The 20,985-nt window shown below is 71.0% G+C and carries 18 protein-coding genes and 2 CRISPR repeat arrays; of the genes, 13 read left to right on the top strand and 5 right to left on the bottom strand.

Annotated features, from left to right (window positions below):
* Window positions 1–13 precede the first annotated feature (13 nt).
* The 3 genes from KUM03_RS11265 to KUM03_RS11255 all read left to right on the top strand — a co-directional run bounded on the left by KUM03_RS11265 (window position 14) and on the right by KUM03_RS11255 (window position 2,192).
* Complete coding sequence (locus tag KUM03_RS11265) at window positions 14–1,174, top strand: hypothetical protein (protein ID WP_217246901.1); 1,161 nt, start codon at window positions 14–16, stop codon at window positions 1,172–1,174.
* A 206-nt stretch (window positions 1,175–1,380) separates the two neighbouring features.
* Window positions 1,381–1,617: a hypothetical protein gene (locus KUM03_RS11260; RefSeq protein WP_217246900.1), complete on the top strand. Its 237-nt coding sequence runs from the start codon at window positions 1,381–1,383 to the stop codon at window positions 1,615–1,617.
* The gene (locus tag KUM03_RS11255; protein WP_217246899.1) at window positions 1,614–2,192 is read left to right on the top strand and encodes a hypothetical protein; all 579 of its coding nucleotides are present in this window, start codon (window positions 1,614–1,616) and stop codon (window positions 2,190–2,192) included. The genes KUM03_RS11260 and KUM03_RS11255 overlap by 4 nt, the downstream gene beginning before the upstream one ends.
* A 22-nt stretch (window positions 2,193–2,214) precedes the next feature.
* Here KUM03_RS11255 and KUM03_RS11250 read toward each other — a convergent pair whose 3' ends face one another.
* Together KUM03_RS11250 and KUM03_RS11245 are read right to left on the bottom strand one after the other, a co-directional pair.
* Entirely contained in the window at window positions 2,215–2,784 is a 570-nt protein-coding gene (locus tag KUM03_RS11250; RefSeq protein WP_217246898.1) for a hypothetical protein, read from the bottom strand.
* 96 nt (window positions 2,785–2,880) lie between these two features.
* Complete coding sequence (locus KUM03_RS11245; RefSeq protein WP_217246897.1) at window positions 2,881–3,948, bottom strand: NlpC/P60 family protein; 1,068 nt, start codon at window positions 3,946–3,948, stop codon at window positions 2,881–2,883.
* A 503-nt stretch (window positions 3,949–4,451) separates the two neighbouring features.
* Here KUM03_RS11245 and KUM03_RS11240 point away from each other — a divergent pair.
* Genes KUM03_RS11240 through KUM03_RS39005 form a run of 8 tightly spaced genes read left to right on the top strand, consistent with a single transcriptional unit; the run spans window position 4,452 to window position 12,959 of the window.
* Entirely contained in the window at window positions 4,452–4,925 is a 474-nt protein-coding gene (locus KUM03_RS11240) for a hypothetical protein (RefSeq protein ID WP_217246896.1), read from the top strand.
* Window positions 4,926–4,930: 5 nt separating this feature from the next.
* Complete coding sequence (locus tag KUM03_RS11235; protein WP_217246895.1) at window positions 4,931–5,224, top strand: hypothetical protein; 294 nt, start codon at window positions 4,931–4,933, stop codon at window positions 5,222–5,224.
* A gap of 10 nt (window positions 5,225–5,234) precedes the next feature.
* Window positions 5,235–6,038, top strand: coding sequence for a hypothetical protein (locus tag KUM03_RS11230; RefSeq protein WP_217246894.1), 804 nt, complete (start codon window positions 5,235–5,237; stop codon window positions 6,036–6,038).
* Window positions 6,011–7,588 (top strand): hypothetical protein, encoded by a 1,578-nt coding sequence (locus tag KUM03_RS11225; RefSeq protein ID WP_217246893.1) that lies wholly within the window; start codon window positions 6,011–6,013, stop codon window positions 7,586–7,588. Before KUM03_RS11230 ends, KUM03_RS11225 begins: the two co-directional genes overlap by 28 nt.
* Window positions 7,585–9,039 carry an SCO6880 family protein gene (locus KUM03_RS11220; protein ID WP_308406299.1) on the top strand — a complete coding sequence of 485 codons (1,455 nt, stop codon included), beginning with the start codon at window positions 7,585–7,587 and terminating at the stop codon, window positions 9,037–9,039. The genes KUM03_RS11225 and KUM03_RS11220 overlap by 4 nt, the downstream gene beginning before the upstream one ends.
* A gap of 32 nt (window positions 9,040–9,071) precedes the next feature.
* Window positions 9,072–10,634: an ATP-binding protein gene (locus tag KUM03_RS11215; protein ID WP_308406298.1), complete on the top strand. Its 1,563-nt coding sequence runs from the start codon at window positions 9,072–9,074 to the stop codon at window positions 10,632–10,634.
* The gene (locus KUM03_RS11210) at window positions 10,631–12,370 is read left to right on the top strand and encodes a type IV secretory system conjugative DNA transfer family protein (RefSeq protein ID WP_217246891.1); all 1,740 of its coding nucleotides are present in this window, start codon (window positions 10,631–10,633) and stop codon (window positions 12,368–12,370) included. The genes KUM03_RS11215 and KUM03_RS11210 overlap by 4 nt, the downstream gene beginning before the upstream one ends.
* On the top strand, window positions 12,360–12,959 hold the full coding sequence (locus KUM03_RS39005; protein WP_217246890.1) for a DUF4913 domain-containing protein: 600 nt from the start codon (window positions 12,360–12,362) through the stop codon (window positions 12,957–12,959). The genes KUM03_RS11210 and KUM03_RS39005 overlap by 11 nt, the downstream gene beginning before the upstream one ends.
* Window positions 12,960–13,012: 53 nt before the next feature.
* Here the strand turns inward: KUM03_RS39005 and KUM03_RS11200 are convergent, their stop codons facing one another.
* The 3 genes from KUM03_RS11200 to KUM03_RS11190 form a co-directional block, all read right to left on the bottom strand.
* A complete protein-coding gene (locus tag KUM03_RS11200) occupies window positions 13,013–13,210 on the bottom strand; it encodes a DUF397 domain-containing protein (protein ID WP_217246889.1) in 198 nt (65 codons plus the stop codon).
* A gap of 153 nt (window positions 13,211–13,363) precedes the next feature.
* Complete coding sequence (locus KUM03_RS11195; RefSeq protein WP_217246888.1) at window positions 13,364–15,037, bottom strand: hypothetical protein; 1,674 nt, start codon at window positions 15,035–15,037, stop codon at window positions 13,364–13,366.
* A 2-nt stretch (window positions 15,038–15,039) separates the two neighbouring features.
* Entirely contained in the window at window positions 15,040–15,387 is a 348-nt protein-coding gene (locus KUM03_RS11190; protein WP_217246887.1) for a hypothetical protein, read from the bottom strand.
* A 394-nt stretch (window positions 15,388–15,781) separates the two neighbouring features.
* Window positions 15,782–16,421: direct repeats of the CRISPR family, unit length 29 nt; unit sequence CTGCTCCCCGCACCCGCGGGGATGGTCCC.
* Window positions 16,422–16,663: 242 nt separating this feature from the next.
* On the opposite strand from KUM03_RS11190, the gene KUM03_RS11185 reads away from it, so the two are divergent.
* Both KUM03_RS11185 and KUM03_RS11180 read left to right on the top strand, forming a co-directional pair.
* The gene (locus KUM03_RS11185) at window positions 16,664–18,967 is read left to right on the top strand and encodes a fibronectin type III domain-containing protein (RefSeq protein WP_217246886.1); all 2,304 of its coding nucleotides are present in this window, start codon (window positions 16,664–16,666) and stop codon (window positions 18,965–18,967) included.
* Window positions 18,968–19,045: 78 nt separating this feature from the next.
* The gene (locus KUM03_RS11180) at window positions 19,046–19,756 is read left to right on the top strand and encodes a hypothetical protein (RefSeq protein WP_217246885.1); all 711 of its coding nucleotides are present in this window, start codon (window positions 19,046–19,048) and stop codon (window positions 19,754–19,756) included.
* Between the two features lie 343 nt (window positions 19,757–20,099).
* A CRISPR array of direct repeats spans window positions 20,100–20,738; the repeat unit is 29 nt; unit sequence CTGCTCCCCGCACCCGCGGGGATGGTCCC.
* Window positions 20,739–20,985: the final 247 nt, after the last annotated feature.

The raw sequence follows: 20,985 nt of genomic DNA, 5'->3' as shown, positions 1-20,985 counted from the left end.
CGAGGGAGCAAGCATGACGACAGCCAGGGAGGAAGGCGACCCGTTCGCCGACGCGATGCGCGAGGCGGTGGGGGCGTCCGTGGACGCCTGGCGGCTGATCACGGCCGTGGCGGACGCCGTGCGCCGGCACCGGCAGCGGCGGCAGAAGGACGAGGAGGAGGTACTGCCGCCCGCCGAGGAGGCGGTGAACAGGGTGGCCCCGATCGTCCAGAAGGTGCTTCCGCCCGACATCTCGGCGGCGCTCATGAGCGGTGCGGACTGGCCGCAGACGGCTCAGCGGATCGCGGCACTCCGGCGCGCGGGCGTAGACCTCGACGACTTCCTCCCACGGGTTGCCGAGATCGCGGTGACCGTGCGGGACTCGCTCGCCGAGAACGCCGCCCGGGTGTCCAGGGAGGGCACGGGGGAGTGGGAGCGGCTGCTGCGCGAGACGCTGCCGGCGGGACCGGTGCGCGAGGCGATCCTGTCCTCGCCGACGTGGCCGGACATCGCGGCGACGATGGCACGGCTGGATGAGCGTGGAGTCGACGTTCGCCGCGTTCTCGCCACCGCGCACGACGAGGGTGTCGTCGTCGACCGGGCAGTGGCGCGGGTCCTGGGAGCGGACGCGGCACCGGTCGCCAGCCGGTACGTGATGTTGTCGTACGGGCCGCTGACAACCGGCTTGGACGTGCCCAGGGATCTCGACCTGTCGGACCGAGCACGAGCCCTGCGGCAGCTGGCCGTTTCCCCGGCAGAGAACGAGCGCTACTGCCGGTGGGTCCGGGAGGCGTTGCCAGGGCGGGAACAGGAGGCCGGACTGCTGCTGTCGGCACGCCGGTGGCCACTGGTGGCCGCACGGATGGCGAAGATGGAGAGTGAGGGCGTACCCGTGCGCGAGCGCCTCACGCGTCTGACGAACGACGCCTCGTGGCAGCTGCAGCAGGGGCCGCGTCCTCAGCTCGGCGCTCGGCTGGTGGCCGCCGTGGACGACGCACTGCGCCGAGCACCGGAGGCAGGCGGCGCCGGTCCGGGAAGCAGGGTCGACGCCGCGGCCGCCCGATCTCGGTCGACGAGCATGGATCCGACTGAGCGGCAGACGGCGGTCACGGGCCCAGCGTCCGTCGAGCCGGCCGTTGCGGCTCACCGTACGGCGGGGGAGAACTCGAAGCCGACCCGCGACAGCACGCGGTAGCGCTCCTGCTCACGGGCCGGCGTATTTGCCTCAGACGGCTCGTCAAACGTACTCTGAGACCCGTTGGGCACAGCTGTGTCCTCGTACAAGAGCCCGCCAATTCGGCGGGCTTTCGTCATTTCCGGAACCGATTCGGCCCCTGAGCTGCACAGCTCGGGGGTCTTTTGCGTTCCCCGGGCAGAGAGTGAATGCAGATGGAGGTAAGCATGGGGGTCGTCGCTGTGCTCGGCGGCACGCTGGTGCTTGTGGTCGGTGTGGTCGCGATCGTGCTGCTCGGCAGGAGGGCGTTGGACCGGGCGCGGCCGGAGGACGTTCCGGTCGTGACCGAGCAGGTGATGCGGGTACTGCGGGACAGCCGGCCTGCGTTGCAGCGCCCCCTGGCGCCGGGTGCGACGTCCGTGGTGCAGGACCAGGCGGCGGTTGAGGGAGGGAACGCGCGGTGACGAGTCGACGGCGTGCGAAACGTGGTGAGCCGCGTTGCTACGACAAGGTCGTTGACGAAGTGACGGCTGCGGACGAGTTCCACGACCGTCTCGTTGCTCGCACGTTGGACTACATCGATGCTTCGCTGATCTGGCGGGCGTTCGGCGCGCTCAGCAACGAGGACGACGATTCGCCGATGCGGGAACAGGCGCTGCAGGACTTCGGCCTGCGGGTGCGGATTCGGCTGGTTGCGGCGCTCGCTCCTGATGTGGCTTGTCCGGGACTGAGCCGCTTGGGCCCTGTCGTGTCGTGGGAAGAGGACTGCGGCCCGTCTGCCTGGCGGGGGATCGAGAGTCACGTCCGCTCGTGTCAGATCTGCTCGACCTACCACGAGGGACGGGACATCTTGCAACTGCTGCGTTCACCAGCGCTCGCGAGACGAGTGCTGGCAGCGGCGGCGGAGGCCTACAAGGGCCCGCATGTCTACGTCCCTGGCAGGGGCGAGTGGAGCCTGCCCTCCGAGGACGATCGTGGCGGCCTCGAGGCCTTCGTCGGGTCGGGTCGTGAGGAGACGGGAGGGCTGGGAAGGCGGTAGTCCGGACACCGCGACCTCTGGGTCAGGACTTGCCGGCGAGGATGGCGGCGACCGGGTCGGCCGTGTGCGCGAAGTAGGGGTCGTCGTCCTCGACCTGCTCGACGCGCCACGCGCCGTCCTCCTCGACGAGCCGGAGTACGTCGCGCCACGGATCCTCGCCGGCTCGGTGCCCGGTGGCGAGGACGCCCTTACCAGCGGGGTGGGTGAGGGAGGCAGGGACATCCTGGACGTGGCTGATCCTGATAGTGAGAGGAGCGCGGGTGCTGTCGTCGTCCTTCGCGCCGATGTCCTTCCAGTAGGAGCTGCGGCAGCCGGCGATCGTGCCGCCGTCGTCGTCGAAGTTGGGGCGGTGCGCCCGCGTGGACAGCTCGCACATGGCTTTGGCATCGGCGGGGTTGTGGGCATGCCACGCGACCATGTAGGCGTGGGCGTTCTTCGCGACCAGGTTGTCGTCGGAGGGACCGGGCGGTGCCGTCGTCGGCTTGTGGTCGGCGGCGGGGCTTGACTCGGTGTCGCTGGAGCAGGACGACAGGGCGCTCAGCGTGAGCAGCGCGAGGGCGGCGACGCCGGTGCGCCGGGTGTGCAGGGACATGCGGGTTTCTCCTTTTCGCTCGGGTGCCCGCGTGGGGGCTGGCCCGGCCTGGACCGGCCTGGCCGGTGCGGGTGATGCGGTGTTTTCGGGGCGCGGTCAGGGCCGTGTGGCCCCGTAGTAGTCGGCGCCGGGCATGGCGTCGGCGAGGGCGACGACTTCGACGGTCTTGCCGGTGCGCGGGGCGTGGAGGACGTTGCCGTCTCCGGCGTACAGGGCGACGTGGTAGATCGCGCCGGAGCCGCCGTGGCTCCAGAAGAGCAGGTCGCCCGGCTCGAGGTTCCGGCGGGAGACGGCCCGGTCACTCGTGGCTCCGTACTGGGCGGCGGCCGTACGCGGCAGCTTCAGGTCGGGCCAGTAGGCGTACTGCACGAGGGAGCTGCAGTCGAAGCCGACGGTGTCGTCGGCGACGCAGGTGCCGTTGCGGTAGCCGGCGCCCGGTTCGCAGAAGCCGAGGGAGGGGCCCTCGGGGCCGCCTCCGCCGTAGGCGTAGGGGGTGCCGAGGCGTCCGGCGGCCTTGCGCAGGGCGTCGGCGCCGGAGCCGGACCCCTCGACCTGGAGCAGCCCGGGGCCCTCGAACCGTTTCATGGTGGAGAGGATGGTCCGCACGTAGTGGTAGGTCTGGCCGTTCGCGAACGACCTGGGCGGCACGCCGCCGAACTGTTCGACGCGGCCCCATCCGGCGTTGTAGCCGGCCAGGGCGAGGGCACGGACGTCGCCGGGATATCCGGAACTCCTGGCCTGCCTGATCAGGGAGCACATCATGCGGCCCTGGGCCATGACGGCGTCACCGATGTCCCAGGGCGAGGCCCGGCCGTTGCCGTCGGCGTCCCTGCCCCAGGTGGCCCACGTACCCGGCATGAACTGGGCGGGGCCCTCGGCCCCGGCGTAACTGGTGGCCTCCTCGCGGGAGGTCTTGAACTTCGACTCCTGGTAGAGCTGCGCGGCGAGCAGCGCAGGAGTCAGCTCCGGCTCCCCGCACTCCTCGGCGGCCTTGAGGATCCAGGCCCGGAACTCTTCGGGCACTCCCCGCAGGCCGCCGCCTCCGCCGCCGGACACCTCGGTGGCCTCGGCGTCGTGGTCGACGAGCACGAGGGCCAGCAGGCCGGTGACGGCCAGCACGAGCAGCGCGAGCGCCGCAACGGTCGCTTTGGTGAGCGCCTTCACGCGTCGGTTCCCGTCGACTGTTCTCCGCGTCGGCGCGTCCGGGCTGTGGCCCTCTGCCGGACTGGAACGCGAGCCGTCAGGTGAGCGCACTGCCGTTGCCCGAGGTCGCTCCGCAGGCGTTGCTCGAGGCCGCTCCGCAGGCGACCGTCCGGGGAACGGCAGGCCGTACCCCGGCGACTCTGCGTTCGACCGGGGAGGGCCCCCGGCGTCCACCACGCCGGTTCGTGGCGCCGTCCGGGCGTGGGTAGTCCGAGTGGTCCGCGGTCGTCGTACGCGGTCATGGACCGCCCGAGGCCGCGGAGTTCGCCGACCGGGACTCCGTGCGCCCGGGCGATGGTGCGGGCAAGCGCCCGGCTCCCGTCGTACGACGACACCTGCCTGTAGTCCTTTCGCCGATGCGGGCGTTACTCAACGTGGTCGAGGGATCACGCTAGCCTCAGGGGTCTCGCAAGCCAAGATCGAAGCTGGGCAACCACTGGCAGACATGGGGGAGTTGCGGCGTGATGACGCAGGTGGGGGCGGTGCAGCCGCAGCCGGGCGCGGCAGTCGCGCTCCGTTACGCGCTGATCCCGGTGCACGGGCACGGCATCGCCAGCGCCGTTGTGGCCCGGATGCTGGACCCGGAAACGGGGGGAGCGGCCCGTTTGCTTCACCCTCAGGAGCAGATTCCGTACGGGGCCCGGCCGGTGCTGCTGGCCGAGACGACCGTGTACGGCGCGAGCTGCGTCGAGCACATGCTGCGGAACTGGACGGCCGGACTGCCGCGTCCGTGGCTGGTGCTGATCTCCGACGCCCCCGCCCGGCCCGTCGCCGCCGCCCGCTACCGCATCCGTGCACTGGGCGGCCGTCTGGCCGGCGTCTCGCGGGTTCCCTACCTGCCGGTGCTGCGCACGGTCGAAAGCGCCGACGAGGCCGTGGAGCACAAGGACGTGGCGGCCGCAGCCGTGAAGCTGCGGCGGCAGATGGAAGGGAACTGACGAACATGCACCTGCACCTGGCCAACGAGCTGGTCACGCTGGCCGGCATCATCCCCGGGGCCGAGCCCACGAAGATCCCCGGCATGGACGGCCCGGTCTCGAAGATCTTCGGCTACGGCCTGTGGCTGCTGATCCTCGCGGGTGCCGGAGGGGCGGGCTTCGGTGTCTACAAGCTGGCCGTGGCGGACAAGTCGAGGCACGGCGGCGGCTCCGAGCCGTTCAAGTGGATGGGCGGCGGGGTCGCGACGATTCTGCTGGCCGGAAGCCTGATCACCATCCTCAACGGCATCGCGGGCTAGGCGGCGCGCGGTGTCACGAACGAGGGGAACCTGGAACACCCGCGGCACCTGGCTGGCCGGTGCGGCCCTCGCGGCGGTGCTGGCCCTGACCGGGTACGCCGTCCTGGCAGGCGACGACGACGGTCAGGCGGCGGGCAAGAGCAGGGAAACGCCGCCGAGCGCGTCGAGCACGGCCACATCGGGTCCGACGTCCGGCTACACCCAGCCCGACGACTGGAGCGAGCCGGAACGCTGGACCGCACTGCCGCGAGGCGCGGAAACCGACGAGCGTGGGAGTGAAACCGGCTTCCCGCACACGACCGAGGGCGCCGTGGCGATGGCGGCGGCCGCCAACACGACCAGTATCGAAGGCGACCGGGGGACGGTCGACGAGCAACTGCGGCTCTACCACTCGTACGTCGCCGAGGCCGACCGGAGTGACGAGAACGCCGAGCAGATCGAACTGACGGCGATCGAGACCGACAAGTTGCTGCACCGGGAGATGGGCGTGAAGGCGGGGGCTCCGCTGCCTTCCGGCGCCTACATGCGCAGCACCGTCATCGGGTACAAGGTCGTCACCGCGTCGGAGAACGAGGTTGCCGTGTGGCTCCTGTTCCGCACGGCGCAGAAGGCGGGCGAGACTGCGAAGGAATCCATCGCCTACGGCCGCATCCTGAACGCCGTGGAGTGGGAGGACGGCGACTGGAGACTGTCCGGTGCGGCCACGCAGCGCGCGTTGCGGGTCGTACAGGAGGGCGACAAGCCGAAGATGGTCGCTCCGGGTGATGCCGCCTTCAACGAGGCCGGATGGACGGCCATCCGGGCAGCGTCGTGATCAGGCGCCGCCTGGCCGCCCTGCTGCTGGCGTTCGTGGCCGTACTCGGAGTGCCGGCGTCCGTGCCGCAGCCCGCCCGGGCTGCCGACGGGCCGGTCAGCGACATGCTCGAAGGCGGCTGCCGATTCGCCACCGGGTCCATCCTCGGGACGGTCATGCCCGGCGGCCACATCAGGAGGGCACCCGGAACGCCCGGCAGCCTGACCGGCTGGGGCGGCTGCGACGTGGTCGGCGAGGTCGGTGAGGAGAAGGTCAAGGAAGCCTGGAAAGCCGTCTGGGACAGCGTCCTGGGCGACGTCATCAACTCGGCCGCCGACGTGACGAAGTGGACCATCAAGAAGGTCCTGACCGTCGCGCTGCTGGGACCGTCGGTGGACCTCGAGGGCACGGGCCTCTTCGGCGAGAACTCCGACGTCACCCTCGCTGGCATGCTGACCTGGCTCGGGCTGGTCTTCGCCACAGCCGGAGCCATGTGGCAGATCGGCAGGATGGCGGTCACCGGCCAGTCCAAGCACATCGGGCGGGCGATGCTCGGGTGGGTGGAGAGCACCGTCCTCTCCGCGATCGGTGTCGCCCTGATCGCGTTGCTGCTGACCGCCGGGGACGCGCTGACCACCGGGCTGGTGCACGGGACCTTCGAGAACGACGGCGCGGCCTACGAGGCGATCGTCGGCGTCATGGTGCCCGCAGGGGTCACGAACCCGGTGACCATGCTGTGCGTGGTCACGATCCTGCTGCTCATCGGCTTCGTCCAGCTGATCCTGGTGTTCCTGCGGCAGTCCGCGATCCCGGTCCAGTGCCTGCTGCTGCCGGTGGCCGGCGGCGGCCGGGTCGGCGGGGACACCACCCGGCAGTGGGCGCCCCGCCTGATCACCTCGATCCTCGTGGTCATCGCCTACAAGCCGATCCTCGCGGTGATCATCTGTGTCGGGTTCAGCGAGTTCGGTCATGCCGGCACTCTTGCCGAGTGGCTGAGAGGCTGCGCCACCCTGATCCTCGCGATCCTCGCACCGGGCCCGCTGACCCGCCTGTTCGCCCCGTTCGGCGAGGCGGTCGGCGGCGGCATGGCCTCCGGAGGCGTCGGCGGAGCGCTGTCCGCGGCCGGGGGCTACTTCAAGGGTCAGCAGGACGGCGGCGGCAAGGGCGACGGAGGCGTCGCTCCCATGACACCCCTCGAGTACGCGCGCTACGTCGAGCAGTCCATGGGCAGCCGGCAGCCTCCGGACGACCCGGACGACCCGGACCGTTCGAACAGGAGGGGCCCGAACGGCCCCGATGGCGCGCCAGGCCGCGACGCCCAACAGCACGCGGCCCGGAACGAGACCAACCGGGTCCCCGGCCAGGCCACCACCGGGCAAGGCGCCCCCTCCGGCAACATCCCCGGCCTGCCAGGAGGAGGAAGCTCCACGGCCGGCGGCACTTCCAAGGCGGCCGGTGGCGGAGCCGCGGTCACCGGCGGCGCCGGAATCGCCATCGAGGTCCTCGACGGCGTGAACAACACGCTGCAGGACTCCAGCCGACAGATCGGAAACGGGGGGAACTCGCGGTGAGCACCCAGCACGAGGTACCCAGGACCCTCACGGTCGACGGGTTCCGCACCCGCCGGAGCTTCGGCTTCGGCGGGCTCAGCAAGGGCGCCACGATGATCGCGGCCGCGGTCCTGGTCGCCGAGGGCATCATCGGCACCCAGGCACCGGTCTCCCTGCTCGTGACCGTCCCGGTCACCCTGGCGATCCTTGCGCTGGCCGCGTCCAGCCGCCACGGCATGCCCGCCCTGTCCTACTACTGGGCCAAGGCGTCGTGGCGGCGGGCCGCCCGCATGGACGCCACCTCCTACCGGCGGGTGCTGCTCCCGCACCCGTACGCGCTGGACCTGCCGGGCGTGGGCGCGTCCTCCACCCTGATCAAGGCGTACGACCCGACCACCGGCAAGTACGTCGGCGTGGTCCACGACCGCGCCGGCGGCCACATGGCCGTGACCACCCTGCTGGCGCCCGGTGGAAGCCTGATGGCCCCGACCGGCACCGTGCAGAGCAGCCTGCGCACCTGGTCCTCGGTCCTGGACGCCATGTCCACCGACGAGCAGGTCAAGGGTGCCTCGGTGACCATCCAGATCACCCCCGGCGCCGGTGAGGCCCTGGGCGACGACGTGAAGGCCCGCCAGGACCCGGGCGCTCCCCGGCTCGCCAAGCAGATCGTCTCCGAGCTGGTGCGCACGACCCCGCACGCCACCGCCAGCGTGGCCCCGTGGATGACCGTCGTCGTCGACCCGACCGCCGGCGCCAACCCGCCCCAGGAGCTGTCCGACCAGGTCGCCGAGGCGCTGAAGGTAGTGGACTCGCTCGACCTGTCAGGCACGGGAACCGACATCGAGCGCCGTGCGAACGACGTCGACCTGCGACGGCTCGTCAGGAGCGCCTACGACCCGGACGTGTTCCACGCCCGCGACGCCGAGTTCGCCGACCTGTCCTGGTCGGAGTGCGGACCGCAGGCCGCCGACGACGGCTGGGAGGAGTACAGCCACGACGGCGGGGTCTCCCTCTCGTGGGTGCTGCGGGAGATGCCGCGCCGCCCCATCGCCTACAGCGTGCTGCTGCCCCTGCTCGCGCCCGGCCGCTTCCAGCGCCGCATCACCCTCGCCTACCGGGTACTGGACCCCTACGAGGGCGAGGCGGTGCTGGAACGGGAGATCAGCCACGCGCATCAGCGCGCCCAGGCGACCGCCGAGGTCAAGGGCCGGGCCAAGTGGTCCCAGCGCGCGGACACCCAGCGCGCCGAGCAGGCCGCCGCCCAGATGGCCGGCGGCTCCCAGGTCGTGGACTGGACGCTGATGGCGACCGTCACCGCCCGCCGCACCGCCGACCTGCCCGCCGCCCGCCAGGAACTGGAGCGGGCGGTCAAGGCCACCCGGGGCATCCGCATGCGCCCTGCCTACGGCGCCCAGGCCGCCGTCTTCGCGGCCGGACTGCCGCTGGGCTACAACCCGCTAGTGAAGGACTGACCGCCATGGCGCGCAGGCCCAGACCCCCGGCGGTGGCAACACCCAAGCGGATGGACCCGGTGGCCGACACGGCGCCCACCCGCGAGGAGCGCCGTGAGGAGAGAAGGCTCCGCAGCCGGTTCGCCCCCCGCCTCGGATGGGGCGGCCGGTTCGGCGGGCGCGTTCCCGTCGAGGACAGCGGCACCGTCTACACCGGCCCCACCGCGCAGGCCGGCGCCATCTATCCCTTCCTGCTCGGCAGCGGGCTCCCGCCGCGCGGTGTGCCGGTCGGACGGGACGTGCTGACCGGCGAGCTGGTGGCCATGGACCCCAGCGGCTGGACGGGACGTCTCACCACCAACCCGGGCGTGTGGGTGATGTCCCAGCCGGGCGCGGGCAAGAGCGCGCTGGTCAAACGGATCTGCCTGGTGTACTCGGCGTACGGGCACATGGTGTGCGTACCCGGAGACGTCAAGGGCGAGTACTCCACCCTGATCGGCGAACTCGGCGGATCCGTGGTGCGCATCGGCGACGGCGTCGGCCGCATCAACCCGCTCGACTCCGGCCCGCTCAAGGGACGGGTGCAGTCGCTGCCCGCCGACCGGCGCGAGGCCCTGCTCGACGTCCTCAACGGCCGCCGGCTCGAGACTCTGGTCGCGCTGCTGTCCACCAAGCACGGGCTGGGCCGGGCCCCGGACGAGATCGAACGCAGCGCGCTCGACACCGCGGTGCAGGTGGCCTCCGCGGCCCAGGAGTCCGGCAGCGACCCCGTCGTCAAGGACGTCGTCGACGTCCTGCGCGCCGCCCCGGAGGAACTGCGGGCCAAACTGGCCGCCGACGGCGAGCGCTACCGGGACCTCACCCGGTCCGTCGTCGCCGGGCTGGACAATCTGGTCGGCGGGCCCTTGAAGGGCCTTTTCGACGGGCCGACGACCACGCCGCTCGACATCAACGCCCCCGCGGTCTCGGTGGACATCTCCGCCCTGCGGGCCCGCGGGAACGACGTCGTCTCCGCCGGGATGATCGCGACGTGGGCGTACACGTACAGCTCGATCGACTCCGCCCGCAGCATCGGCCTGATGGACCGCAAGCTGGTCCTGCCCATGGACGAGATGTGGCGCGCCCTGCGTTCCGGCCCGGGTCTGGTCGACGCGATGGACGCGATTTCCCGCCTCAACCGCACCACCGACGACGTCACGATCTACGTGACGCACTCCCTGCTGGACGTCGAGGCCCTGCCCACCGAGATGGACCGGGCCAAGGCCCGAGGCCTGATGGACCGCTGCGACACGTGGGTGCTGGGTGCCTCCACGGCGGAGGAACTGGGCCGCGTCACCGGCAAGCGGATGCTGACCGAGCAGGAAGTGATGATGGTCAGCTCCTGGGCGTCGGCCACCTCCACCGGTCTGGACATCGACCCCACCGCGTACGAGGCGGACGACGCGCGGCCCATGGAGGAGGAGACCGTCCGCCACCCCGGCCGCGGCAAGTACCTGATCAAGCTGGGGACGCGACCGGGCATCGCCGCGGCACTCGAACTCACCCCCACCGAGCAGCGGCTGTACCGCACGGACACCAACCGGCGCCGGGTGACCACCAGGGAGGCCGACTCATGATGACCGAGTCCGACCGCGCATGGGCCTTCGGCGGGATCGTGTTCGGCGGTGCCGTCACGCTCTGTGCCGCCAGCTGGGTCGGGGCCGCCGCCGGCGCGGTCCTCACCGGCGACGAAGCCGCCCCGGCCTCGCCGCTGACCGTCTACCGCATGGCCACCGACTGGTCCGGCGTGTGGACGCACTCCCAGACCGCCTCCGCGATCGGCGCCGCACTCGTCGACGTCGCCGTCGTCGGCCTCGTCGTGTGGGGCCTGCGCTGGGCCTTCCGCTGGTTCCGCAACCCTTCCAGCCTGGCCACCCTGCACCAGGTGCGCGAACTCGCGCCGAAGACCGCCGCCCGCACCGCCACCCGCCTGCGCGCCTCCTTGAAGGACTCTGATGCCAAGGACGTCCCGGCCAGGGACCGTGGCGTACTCCTCGGCGACCACCTGCCCTCCGGCGTGGAGTTGCGCGGCTCGGACGAGGACACCTACGTCGCCGTCATGGCGCCCCGCGCCGGCAAGTCCACGTCGCTGGCCGTCCCGGTCGCCGAAGAGGCCCCGGCCGGCCTGCTGATGACGTCGAACAAGGCCGACGTCTACGCGGCCACCCTCGCCTCCCGCTCCCGCGTCGGGCACGTCTGGATCCTCGACACTCAGGGCGTCGCCCAGACCGAGCGCGCGATGTGGTGGGACATGATCGCCCAGGCGGAGACCCTGGAGGGCGCCGAGCGCCTCGCCTCGCACTTCGTCACCCAGATCACCAGCGAGCAGGCCGACCCGTTCTGGAGCCAGGCCGCCGGCGACCTCCTGGTCGGCCTCTTCCGCGCCGCCTACCACGACGGCGGAACCGTCCGCGACGTCATGAGGTGGCTCGCCGATCCGAGGGAGAAGGCCCCGATGCGGATCCTGTACGCCCACGAGCCGGTGCTTGCGGAGCAGGTCGAGTCCGGCGTCAACATCGCCGAGGAGACGCAGTCCGGAATCTTCCAGAACGCCCGCACCGCGGTGTCCGCGCTGCGCGACGAGCGGATGCTGGCGTGGGTGACACCGGACAAGGACCGCCCCCGCTTCGACCCCGAGGACTTCGCCACCAGCCGGGACACCCTCTACCTGCTCTCCAAGAAGGGCGGCCCGGCGAGCGCGGTCGTCGCCGCCCTCGCCGACGCGGTCTTCACCGCCGCCTGTGAAGCCGGTGAACGCCACGGCGGGCGCCTGCCCGAGCCGATGCGCGCCGTGCTGGACGAGGCCGCCAACATCTGCCGCATCGCCGACCTGCCCGACCTGTACTCCCACCTCGGCTCCCGCGGCATCACCCCGTACGTCATCCTGCAGAGCTACCGCCAGGGAGTGAAGGCGTGGGGCGAGGTCGGCATGGACGCCCTGTGGTCGGCGGCCACGAAGAAGCTCATCGGCGTCGGCCTGGACGACGCGAAGTTCGCCCAGGACGTCAGCACGTTGACCGGCGCCCATTTCATCGGACGCGGCTCCTACTCCAAGTCCAAGGACGGCTACTCCTACAGCGTCGGCGAGCAGCGCGAACAGGTCATGGACCCCGCCGAGATCCGCGCGATGAAGAAGGGCACCGCCCTGCTCCTGTCCACCGGCATGCCCGTCGCCCAGATCTCCCTGCGCCCCTGGTACGCCGAGAAGGCCCTGGCACACATCGGCCCGCAGATGAAGGCCGAGGAGAAGGCCATCACCGACCGCGCCGTCCTCGCCCACGAGGAGAGGAAGGCGGCCCGCCGTGGCCGATGACGACGCCCCCGACTCCGCGGTCCCCGCAGGCCTCTTCCAAGACCTCGAAGACCTCAAAGCCCAGGTCGCCGCGCTGACCGCCCAGGTCAGGACCCTCACCAGCGCCGTCGACGCCGGCACCGACCCGGGCGAGGCCCCGCCCGAGGACGCGTACGACGAGTACGACGAGTACACGGCCGGCGAGAAGGACGTGGGGGAGGGATGGAAGTTCCCGCCGTTCATCCTGCTGCTCGACCCACCGGTGTACGACGACGAGCTGCGGGCCCTGATCGAGTGGGTCGAGGGCGTACTGGTGCCCGGCTACCTCGCGGAGCCTTCCAGCGACGCCCGCTGGTGCCACCTGTGGTTCGAGCACCCCGTCGCCGTCGCCCGTCTCCACGCCTGCTGGCTGGCCTGGCAGGAACTCACCGACCCCGCCACCTGCGGCTGCACCGGCCCGAGCGTCTGGCACCGCGACCACCTCGACCCCTGCGTGCGCGAGCTGCGCGGCTCGAGCGGGCCGTTCGCCGGGTGCACGAAGAGCGAGCACCAGATCGCCCACCGCCTGCCCGGCCTGGTGCCCAGCGCGTGGGCGATGGGGGAGGGCTGAGGGTTCGCGGCGGACGCGGGTCCGCCGCGAACGCCACGACGGGGGCTGCCTGGTCAGATGCCGTCGGAACGCAGGGCATTCAAGAAGCTGCTCCAGGCGCGGGCGGAGACGGAGAAGGGGCGACGACCGCGGTCCTTGGTGTCCCGGACACGTACGCCGGTGCCGGCGGCGGCGACGGCGGCCTCCACGCAGGCGTCCTCGCGGTCGGTGCTGTAGCTGCTCTTGTGCCAGCCTGTGGACGGGAGCGGCATGTGTTCCTCCTGACAGTGGCCGGGAGCGGGCGGAGGCTTCTGCCCGTCTGGAGGAGTCTACGGAACAGGGGCGGGGCGGCTGGGGAAGCGCGGGTTGGGCGGATGCGAGCTGACGTCACACGTGACTGCGGGATGGCTCGGCCGGTCACGAGGTCATGCACGGCGGCCTCGGCCCCGCTGGGGTTGCTGCGGGGCCCCCGATTCGCGTAGCCGTGATGGAGAGGCCCCTTCTGCGGTCGGCAGCTGGGAGGCCGCGGCCACTGTGGTCGACCGTGACCGGGCAGCCCGGGCCGAAGGCTGCGGGGTGCCCGACTGCTGTTCAGCCGTCGCCGTCATGTCGATGGGCAACCACGGTTGACCGGATCGGATCCGTTGGTGGGCGGCCGCGTCCAGTCGGGCGCGCGCGGTGTCCATGCCCGTGTGGGGCGCCGTGCGCAGGATGCCGGCGGCGGCCTCCTGCTCCGCCCCCATGACGTGCTCGTAGCGCTCTGCGAGCCGTCCCGTCTGATGGCGGGGCAGGGGGTAGAAGCGGTGCACGGCCTCCGACGGACGGTGGTCGATGTTGTCGGTCACCAAGGTGGATTCGATGTGCCGGACGACTGAGGGCATCGCAGCGGCGAGCTGCCACCCGGTCGCCGCCACCCGGTACAGCGTCTGGGTCAGCTCAGCCAGGCCTCCAACGTCGGCAAGGACCTCGCGGGCGTCCCGCTGGGCCGGGCGGCCCGGCGTCTCCGGGTTCCAGTCCATGCCGTACAGCAGCTGCCCGATGCGTGTCGCGTGTGCGTGCGCGGTGAGCAGGGCGGGATGCGGAGGCGTCCTGGGCATCCGCACGAACTGGCCGCTGCGCGCGAGGTCGTAGCTGGGCAGCGGAAGCTTCGGGTGGACGCGGGGGTCGGAGAGGTCGACGACCCGGTTCCATCGTGCTGCGGTCTGCTGCCAGGCCTGTGCCGCCGTCCGCAGCCGGCCGGCGGCCTCTCGCAGCGCCTCGGCGGTATGCGGTTCGGCGTGCGCGGCGGCGTGGAGCAGGAGACGGCCGGACAGCAGACCGCTCATCGCACGCCATCGGGCCAGCTGCTGCACGTCGGACCCGCTCAAGCCGCGCTCGCCGCGGCCGTGCAGGGCCTCGAAAGCGGTCCGGGACAGGCGCTCGCAGTCGTCGGCGAGGTACGCGGAGACGCCTGCGGCCGTATCGGTGCGCAGAGCGGGACGTGGCTCGAGCGGCGGCACGAGCGGGAACGCTTCGATGGCCCGGTTCCTCTGTCCCTCGGCGGCGCGGCCGAACACCGAGGCAAGGTCGAGGTTTCCGCGCGTGACGTAGAGCTGCGCAGCGGTGGCGTCACCGCTGACGGTCTCCGCCAGCGCCTGGGCCACTCGGGCCGCTCCCCATGCCAGCTCGGCCGAGCGGTGCACCAGGTAGGCGCGGGCGGGTCGTTCCGTGAACGCCAGGGCGTACGGCGTCACCGGGATGCCGTCCCGCCCGCGGTGACTGGCGATGAGGTCCTGGACGGCGGCCGTGGCCCGTACCGCACGGGCCAGCGGAGTGTCGTGGTGCAGGGCGGCGATCTCGTCGTCGAGGGCGGGTAACCGTCCGGCTGCGCGGCGCAGGGCGCTCTGGGCGGTGGCCAGGTGGGTGGCGGGCCCGGGGTTCGCCCGCCGGGGCCGCTCCCCGGCGCTCTCCAGTGTCGTCTGCAGGTGCCTGACCAGGTCGGCCAGCTGTCTGACCACGACGGACTGTTCTCGGGCATCGTCCGGCATGAGGGTGTTGGAGATGACCTCGCGCAGATTGCGACTGGCGGTCTCGCTCAGTTCTCCCAGCGTGGTGGGCACGTCTACCGCTCCCGTGTGGCGAGGAGCGCCCCGGCGGCGGTCGCGGCCTTGCCGGCGGCCTCCCGCACCGCCGTCCGGCCGTCTTCTTCCGCCCCGGGCTCGGCAGCCGCACGCTCAAGGGTCGCCTGAACGTGACGCAGCAGCTCCACGTACGGGGCGAGCCCTTCCGCACCGGGCGACAGAGGCGGCACGTCGACGGGACGTCCGGCTCCGGGCAGCGGCAGCAGGCTCCGGCCCGCCGCACTCGCCTGCGCGGCGATCACGGCCTGAAGCTCGTCGCCGCCTTCCTCGAAAGCGACCTCGTCCGCCACCTGTTCGGCCACGGCGAAGGCTTCCCAGGCGGCTGCCATGACTTGGGCCCGGTCCGTCGAATCCAGGGCCGAGTCCAAGGGCTTCAACCTGTCCGGCAGTGACACTCCGTTACTCCCTGTCTCGCTCAGTCAGGCAGTGATCGTCTCACTCGGTGGCGGCGACGCGGGGCGCCCTGTGGATAACGCTGAGGGCTGGGTGTTGAGGCGGAGGAACAGGCTCTGCAGGTGGGAGCGGCCGTCTCGGGTGAGAGCGGGGGAGGGGAGGCTGTCGCGTTGTCACCGGTCCTTCGGGGTGCGGGGCATTGCGAGGTTGACGTAGGGCGGAGCTCGCTCGGCCTTCATTGCGTTATCGGCTGCAATGCCTAATTTGCCGGAATCTTTCAAAGTCCCTGAGAACACGCTTCGGCGGCTATAAACTTGCAGGTCGAAGAGTCTGCTCCCCGCACCCGCGGGGATGGTCCCAGGAACATGGCGCTGGTCAGACGGATGAACCACTGCTCCCCGCACCCGCGGGGATGGTCCCAACGCCAAACTTGGCGCACTCCGAAAGGAGTTCTGCTCCCCGCACCCGCGGGGATGGTCCCTGCTCGCCGTCCTCGACGTCGACGACAGCGCGCTGCTCCCCGCACCCGCGGGGATGGTCCCATCCACCGGATCAACGAGATCGCCGGCGTACCCTGCTCCCCGCACCCGCGGGGATGGTCCCGGCACGACGACCTTCCCGGGCCGGAGCTCGGACTGCTCCCCGCACCCGCGGGGATGGTCCCGCCTCCAGCGGCTGGCCGGCGGACGGCAGTGCCTGCTCCCCGCACCCGCGGGGATGGTCCCGAGTCGATGACGACGTACTGATGGCCGTGCATCTGCTCCCCGCACCCGTGGGGATGGTCCCCGCGTCGTCGGCCTGTCCATCACCCCGCCCGACTGCTTCCCGCACCCGCGGGGATGGTTCCGCCGAGCTGATCGCCCACGTCGCCGGGCCCGAACTGCTCCCCGCACCCGCAGGGATGGTCCCGCCGATGGTGTCCAGGCCCTGGGCATCAGCGCCTGCTCCCCGCACCCGCGGGGATGGTCCCGGTCGTTTCGGCGTACGGAGCCTCAGGAGGTACCTGCCCGGCATCCGGCGACGAACTGGTTCGGCATGTCAAGGCCCTGAATGCGGCCTCGGCCAGCATCCAGGCCACCCAACATTTTTGCGAGGTCATGACAACTGGCGGCGGCCCCTCTACCATCGCGGCACGCAGTGGCATTTATGTGACTGGAGGGGGCAATGCGGAACAGGTACTTCCGAAATAGGTTACGGACGACAGCCGTTGCCGTGTCGTTGGCGCTCCCGGTGACGCTGATGGGCCTACCGGCGCCCGAGGCGGCGGCGGCCGAACCGGCCAAGCTCGTCCCCGCGGCATGCGCGGGCATGACCCCGCCGCAGGAGGAGGACCACCCCTCCATCCGGCTCGAGGCACCGGAACACGGCACCGAGGTCGCCGTCGACGAAGAAGGGAAGATCGACGTCGCCGGCGTTCTGCACAAGCACGCGACGATGGTCGACGTATCGGTCGGCAAGCTGGTGACGACCGACTTCACCCTCGGCCCGCCACCGGACGGGGTCGCGGCCTGGGCCTCGTCGTGGCAGACGCGCCTTCGGCCGCCCGAGCTGGGCGAGAACCTGGTGTGCACCCGCGCCGAGCGCGAGCCCAAGCGGCACGCGAGGATCCTGCGCTCCGTCACTGTCGTCGACAACATCCCGCCGAGCAACGCCACCGGTCTGACCGTCGGCGACATCACGGCGTACTCGGCGAAGGCGACCTGGGCCGCGGCAACCGACAACTACGGCCTCGCCGGTTACGAGGTCACGGTCGACGGCGGCACCCCGCACCGCACGAACAGCGGCACCCGCTCGTTCACCATCACGGGGTTGGAGCCGGAGACCGAGCACACGGTGTCCGTGGTGGCCGTCGACCTGGCCGGCAACAAGTCGCCGACGCCCGCCACGGCGACCTTCCGCACCGCTCAGAAGCCGCCGGAACCCGTCGGGCTGGAGTTCGATCCGGGAGAGGGTGGCGCCCTCGCCACCTGGCACCCCGATCCCGCCTACGACGTCACCTACCGGGCCTTCCTCGACGGTTCTCTGTACGAGGAGTTCTCGCTGAAGCAGTACTGCGAGGACACGGCGGGTACTCCGGCGGATCCGTGCACGGCGGACAACGTCATCAGATTCCCGATCGAGCCCCTCGAATCGCTCACTTCGCACACGTTGCGGGTGGACGCGATCGGTGAGGACGGCACCAAGGTGCGGGATTTCGGAGGCGAGTTCATCACCTCAGCCGTCGAACCCGCAGTGCCCGAAGCGGTCACGCAGCAGGTGACCAGCGAGGGCTCACAGTGCGCCGCGCAGGGGGGCGACTTCTACATCGCGCCGAGCCTGCGCGCCGACGTTCCGGTGCCGGCAGGGGCCACGCAGGTGTTCGCGGGCTGTTACACCGCTGCGGACGCCACCTGTATCGAGGACAACCTTCCGCTGGACGAGGACAAGAAGCTCGACTGCGACGACGACGTCACCGACCTGCTCGAGGAGGTGTCCCCGCCCGGCAAGGGGCCGGCCATCGACCCGCTGAGCGGCACCACCGGCCAGGTGGGGGCGCAGTTCGTGCCAGGAGACGCGGTCCAGACGGTCGCCTGGTGCGCCCAGAGCGCCTGCGCGCTGCTGCTGGCGCCTCCGACGGTGGCCGTCGAGGCCGCAGCGGGTGCGGCCGCTACCTCCGCCGTCGCCACCTTCGTCGTAGTCACCATCGTGGGGATCGTCGTCGGGATCGCGCTCGGCGTGCTCTGGGCGATCCTCTTCCCCAGCGAGATAGCCATCGGAGGACTGCTCGAATACCCGATCCACCACTACGACGACTTCACCACCTTCGAGGACTGGCACCTCGACGACGGCGATTGGTACAACAGCCTGAAGGCGTACGCCCAGGTGATTACGACGACGAAGGAGATAGCCGGCCGCGACAAGCTTCCCTTCGCCTGGGACGACAGCGAGGACGCGAACCTCAAGCGCGTCATCGACGCGGCGTGCACCGCCCAGCGCGGCACCCAGGGAATCGCGGCATGCGACGACGACGTCGTCGTCTACGTCCCCGGCGGAACGAACTACCGGCGCGCCCCCATGCTGGAGACCGGAACTCATATCGTGGAGGCCATGGGTAACGGAAGCTACCCGCAGCCCCCTGCGCGGTCCAAGTGGTTCTACCCGGGGTACAGCAAGAGGGGACAGGCTGCGACGACCGCGGGTTACGACCGCAATTGGTACGACAAGAACCCGAAGTTCCAGCCGAACGTCTGCAACGGGCGGGTCGCGAAGACCTGCGACGAGTTCCCGTTCTGGGCGACGGACCAGGCGGTCGACCTGTCGGGTCTGACTGCTTCCTTGAAGCCGGTGCCGAACTCGGAGTCGATGCCTCAGGCCAACGACCTCTCCGCGTTCTACGGCAAGTGCAAGGTGAAGGACACCGACAAGTTCATCGTGCTGCCGATCAAGCCCTGGGTCGAGGCGAAAGGGCCGAGCTTCGGATTCCGGATCAACCCGGGCGGAACCGATCTGTGCATGGAACCCAAGGCACTCCCGTGATGCCGGCGGCCACACCAGCCGGAAGAGAAGTCCGTACGGAAGGCACCTCGCCGTGAAGGCAGCGTAATGCTCGATGACATGCCGACGCTGCGTGAGGCAGCGAGAGGCTACCGGGCGGCGGCGTCGGCTGCGGGCCTCACCTGGCCCGCAGCCGACACACCGCCCGGCGTGCGGCCTCCACCGGACCTCATCCACCGACTCTTCGACGTCGACCATGTCGCTGAACAGGTGAGCTGGCTCCAGTCCCAGGGGTGGCATGCGCAACGGCTCCTGCCCGACGGCGGCGAGCTGCTCCCGTGGCCGGCCGACGGGGAGGCACTCGACACCCTGTCGCTCTCCGTCGGCGTGCCGTTTCCCTGGCGGCATCAACTGCCGCTGTTCCACTTCGGCACGGTCGTCTACACCTTCGTGCTGGCCGGCGAGTACGAAGGCGAGATCTGGCGCTATGAGATCGCCCCGGACGCGTGGGACGCGGTTCGAGCGGCCACCAGTCTGGCCGCCTTGTTCTCCACCTGGACGAAGGGGATCAATGCCGGTGTGATCGGATACGACCGCTTCAACAGGTGGCTCTCCGTTTCTGACGGCACCCGCGACAGCCTCGGTCTGCTCCAGGAGAGAGCCCCGAACCTCGATCCCTTCGCCTTCCCGGTCTCCGTGGCACTGCACCCGCTGCTGCGGGCCCGGCAGGCGGAATGCGGGGTCGACCTGAGCTGCGTCGACCGGGGCTTCGAACGCATGGAGGAGCTGCTCGACGAGATCGCGGCCATCCGCACCTCTCTCGGCGTCTGAGCGGATCGGGCAACACGGCGGGCTCATGGAGGGCGCGAACCTTGAGACGGCCGTTCCGTCCCCAAAGCTGCCACTCCGACGACGCCGACGTTTCGGGCTGCGGCGACAGCACGTCCGGCGCCTGCGTTCCGGGGCCCAGGGGCAGGGGAGAGGCTCAGCCGGGTGAGGTCGCTTGCTTCGGCTAAGAACCCCGCTGCGGGACGGTGACCGTGGCCTACAGGTCTTGGTCCGGGCCTACGGTTTGACGCCGTCCGAGTCCACGCCACCCATGCCCTATTTGCCGGATTCTGCAGAAGTTACTGAAAACACGCCCCTGCGACCATAAACTCCCAGGTCAAGCAGTCTGCTCCCCGCACCCGCGGGGATGGTCCCCCCACTCCTGGGGGATGTTGTCGATGCCGATGCTGCTCCCCGCACCCGCGGGGATGGTCCCGCCTGCATCGTGAGGGTGTTCCATCCCATGTACTGCTCCCCGCACCCGCGGGGATGGTCCCTGGCTGGCGGACCCGCACAACTGGGTGCGGATCTGCTCCCCGCACCCGCGGGGATGGTCCCACCGCCGTGCGTGCCCTTTGCGTTCACTGCTGCTGCTCCCCGCACCCGCGGGGATGGTCCCCGGCGCCGGCCGACGCTGAGCGGCTGCTCGCCCTGCTCCCCGCACCCGCGGGGATGGTCCCGCGTGGGCCGCCGGCCTGAGCCCAGACCGGATCTGCTCCCCGCACCTGCGAGGATGGTCCCGTCCTGCGCGCTGTCATCGCCGAACGGGAGTTCTGCTCCCCGCACCTGCGGGGATGGTCCCGAGGCGATCAGGGCTCTCCAGGACAACGCGAACTGCTCCCCGCACACGCGGGGATGGTCCCCACTTCCGCAGGCGCTCGGAGAGGGAGCCGCCCTGCTCCCCGCATCCGCGGGGATGGTCCCGACCAGGGCGCGGCCACGAGTCTGGTCGCGGTCTGCTCCCCGCGCCCGCGGGGACGTTCCCTGCGACGTGACGATCAGTGCCCCCCGCCTCCTGCTCCCTGCACGGCGGGGAAGCGGTAGGGACCTCCCCACTGGCCGTCGCCCACACTTGGCGGCCCACTCGGGCGGCGCCCCCGTCGGTGCCGGTAATGGCGCCGGCAGGACCGGCTCAGTAAGAGGTCCTAACAAAGGCGTTGGACGTGGCGGTGGGTGATCAGGCAGATGGCGAGGCTGAGGAAGGCTTCGTGGATGTCGTCGCGTCGTTCCCA

The sequence above is a fragment of the Streptomyces sp. AC602_WCS936 genome, assembly GCF_019049125.1.
In the GTDB taxonomy this organism is placed as follows: Bacteria; Actinomycetota; Actinomycetes; order Streptomycetales; family Streptomycetaceae; genus Streptomyces.
The sequence above is the reverse complement of the archived record's forward strand: the minus strand, read 5'-3'. Positions and strand labels throughout refer to the sequence as shown.

Bases quoted from the DNA above. Each gene is read 5' to 3' on its own strand.
- KUM03_RS11265 (WP_217246901.1), top strand. From the start codon at position 14: ATGACGACAGCCAGGGAGGAAGGCGACCCGTTCGCCGACGCGATGCGC.
- KUM03_RS11260 (WP_217246900.1), top strand. From the start codon at position 1,381: ATGGGGGTCGTCGCTGTGCTCGGCGGCACGCTGGTGCTTGTGGTCGGT.
- KUM03_RS11250 (WP_217246898.1), bottom strand. From the start codon at position 2,784: ATGTCCCTGCACACCCGGCGCACCGGCGTCGCCGCCCTCGCGCTGCTC.
- KUM03_RS11240 (WP_217246896.1), top strand. From the start codon at position 4,452: ATGACGCAGGTGGGGGCGGTGCAGCCGCAGCCGGGCGCGGCAGTCGCG.
- KUM03_RS11235 (WP_217246895.1), top strand. From the start codon at position 4,931: ATGCACCTGCACCTGGCCAACGAGCTGGTCACGCTGGCCGGCATCATC.
- KUM03_RS11225 (WP_217246893.1), top strand. From the start codon at position 6,011: ATGGACGGCCATCCGGGCAGCGTCGTGATCAGGCGCCGCCTGGCCGCC.
- KUM03_RS11210 (WP_217246891.1), top strand. From the start codon at position 10,631: ATGATGACCGAGTCCGACCGCGCATGGGCCTTCGGCGGGATCGTGTTC.
- KUM03_RS11200 (WP_217246889.1), bottom strand. From the start codon at position 13,210: ATGCCGCTCCCGTCCACAGGCTGGCACAAGAGCAGCTACAGCACCGAC.
- KUM03_RS11190 (WP_217246887.1), bottom strand. From the start codon at position 15,387: ATGGCAGCCGCCTGGGAAGCCTTCGCCGTGGCCGAACAGGTGGCGGAC.
- KUM03_RS11180 (WP_217246885.1), top strand. From the start codon at position 19,046: ATGCCGACGCTGCGTGAGGCAGCGAGAGGCTACCGGGCGGCGGCGTCG.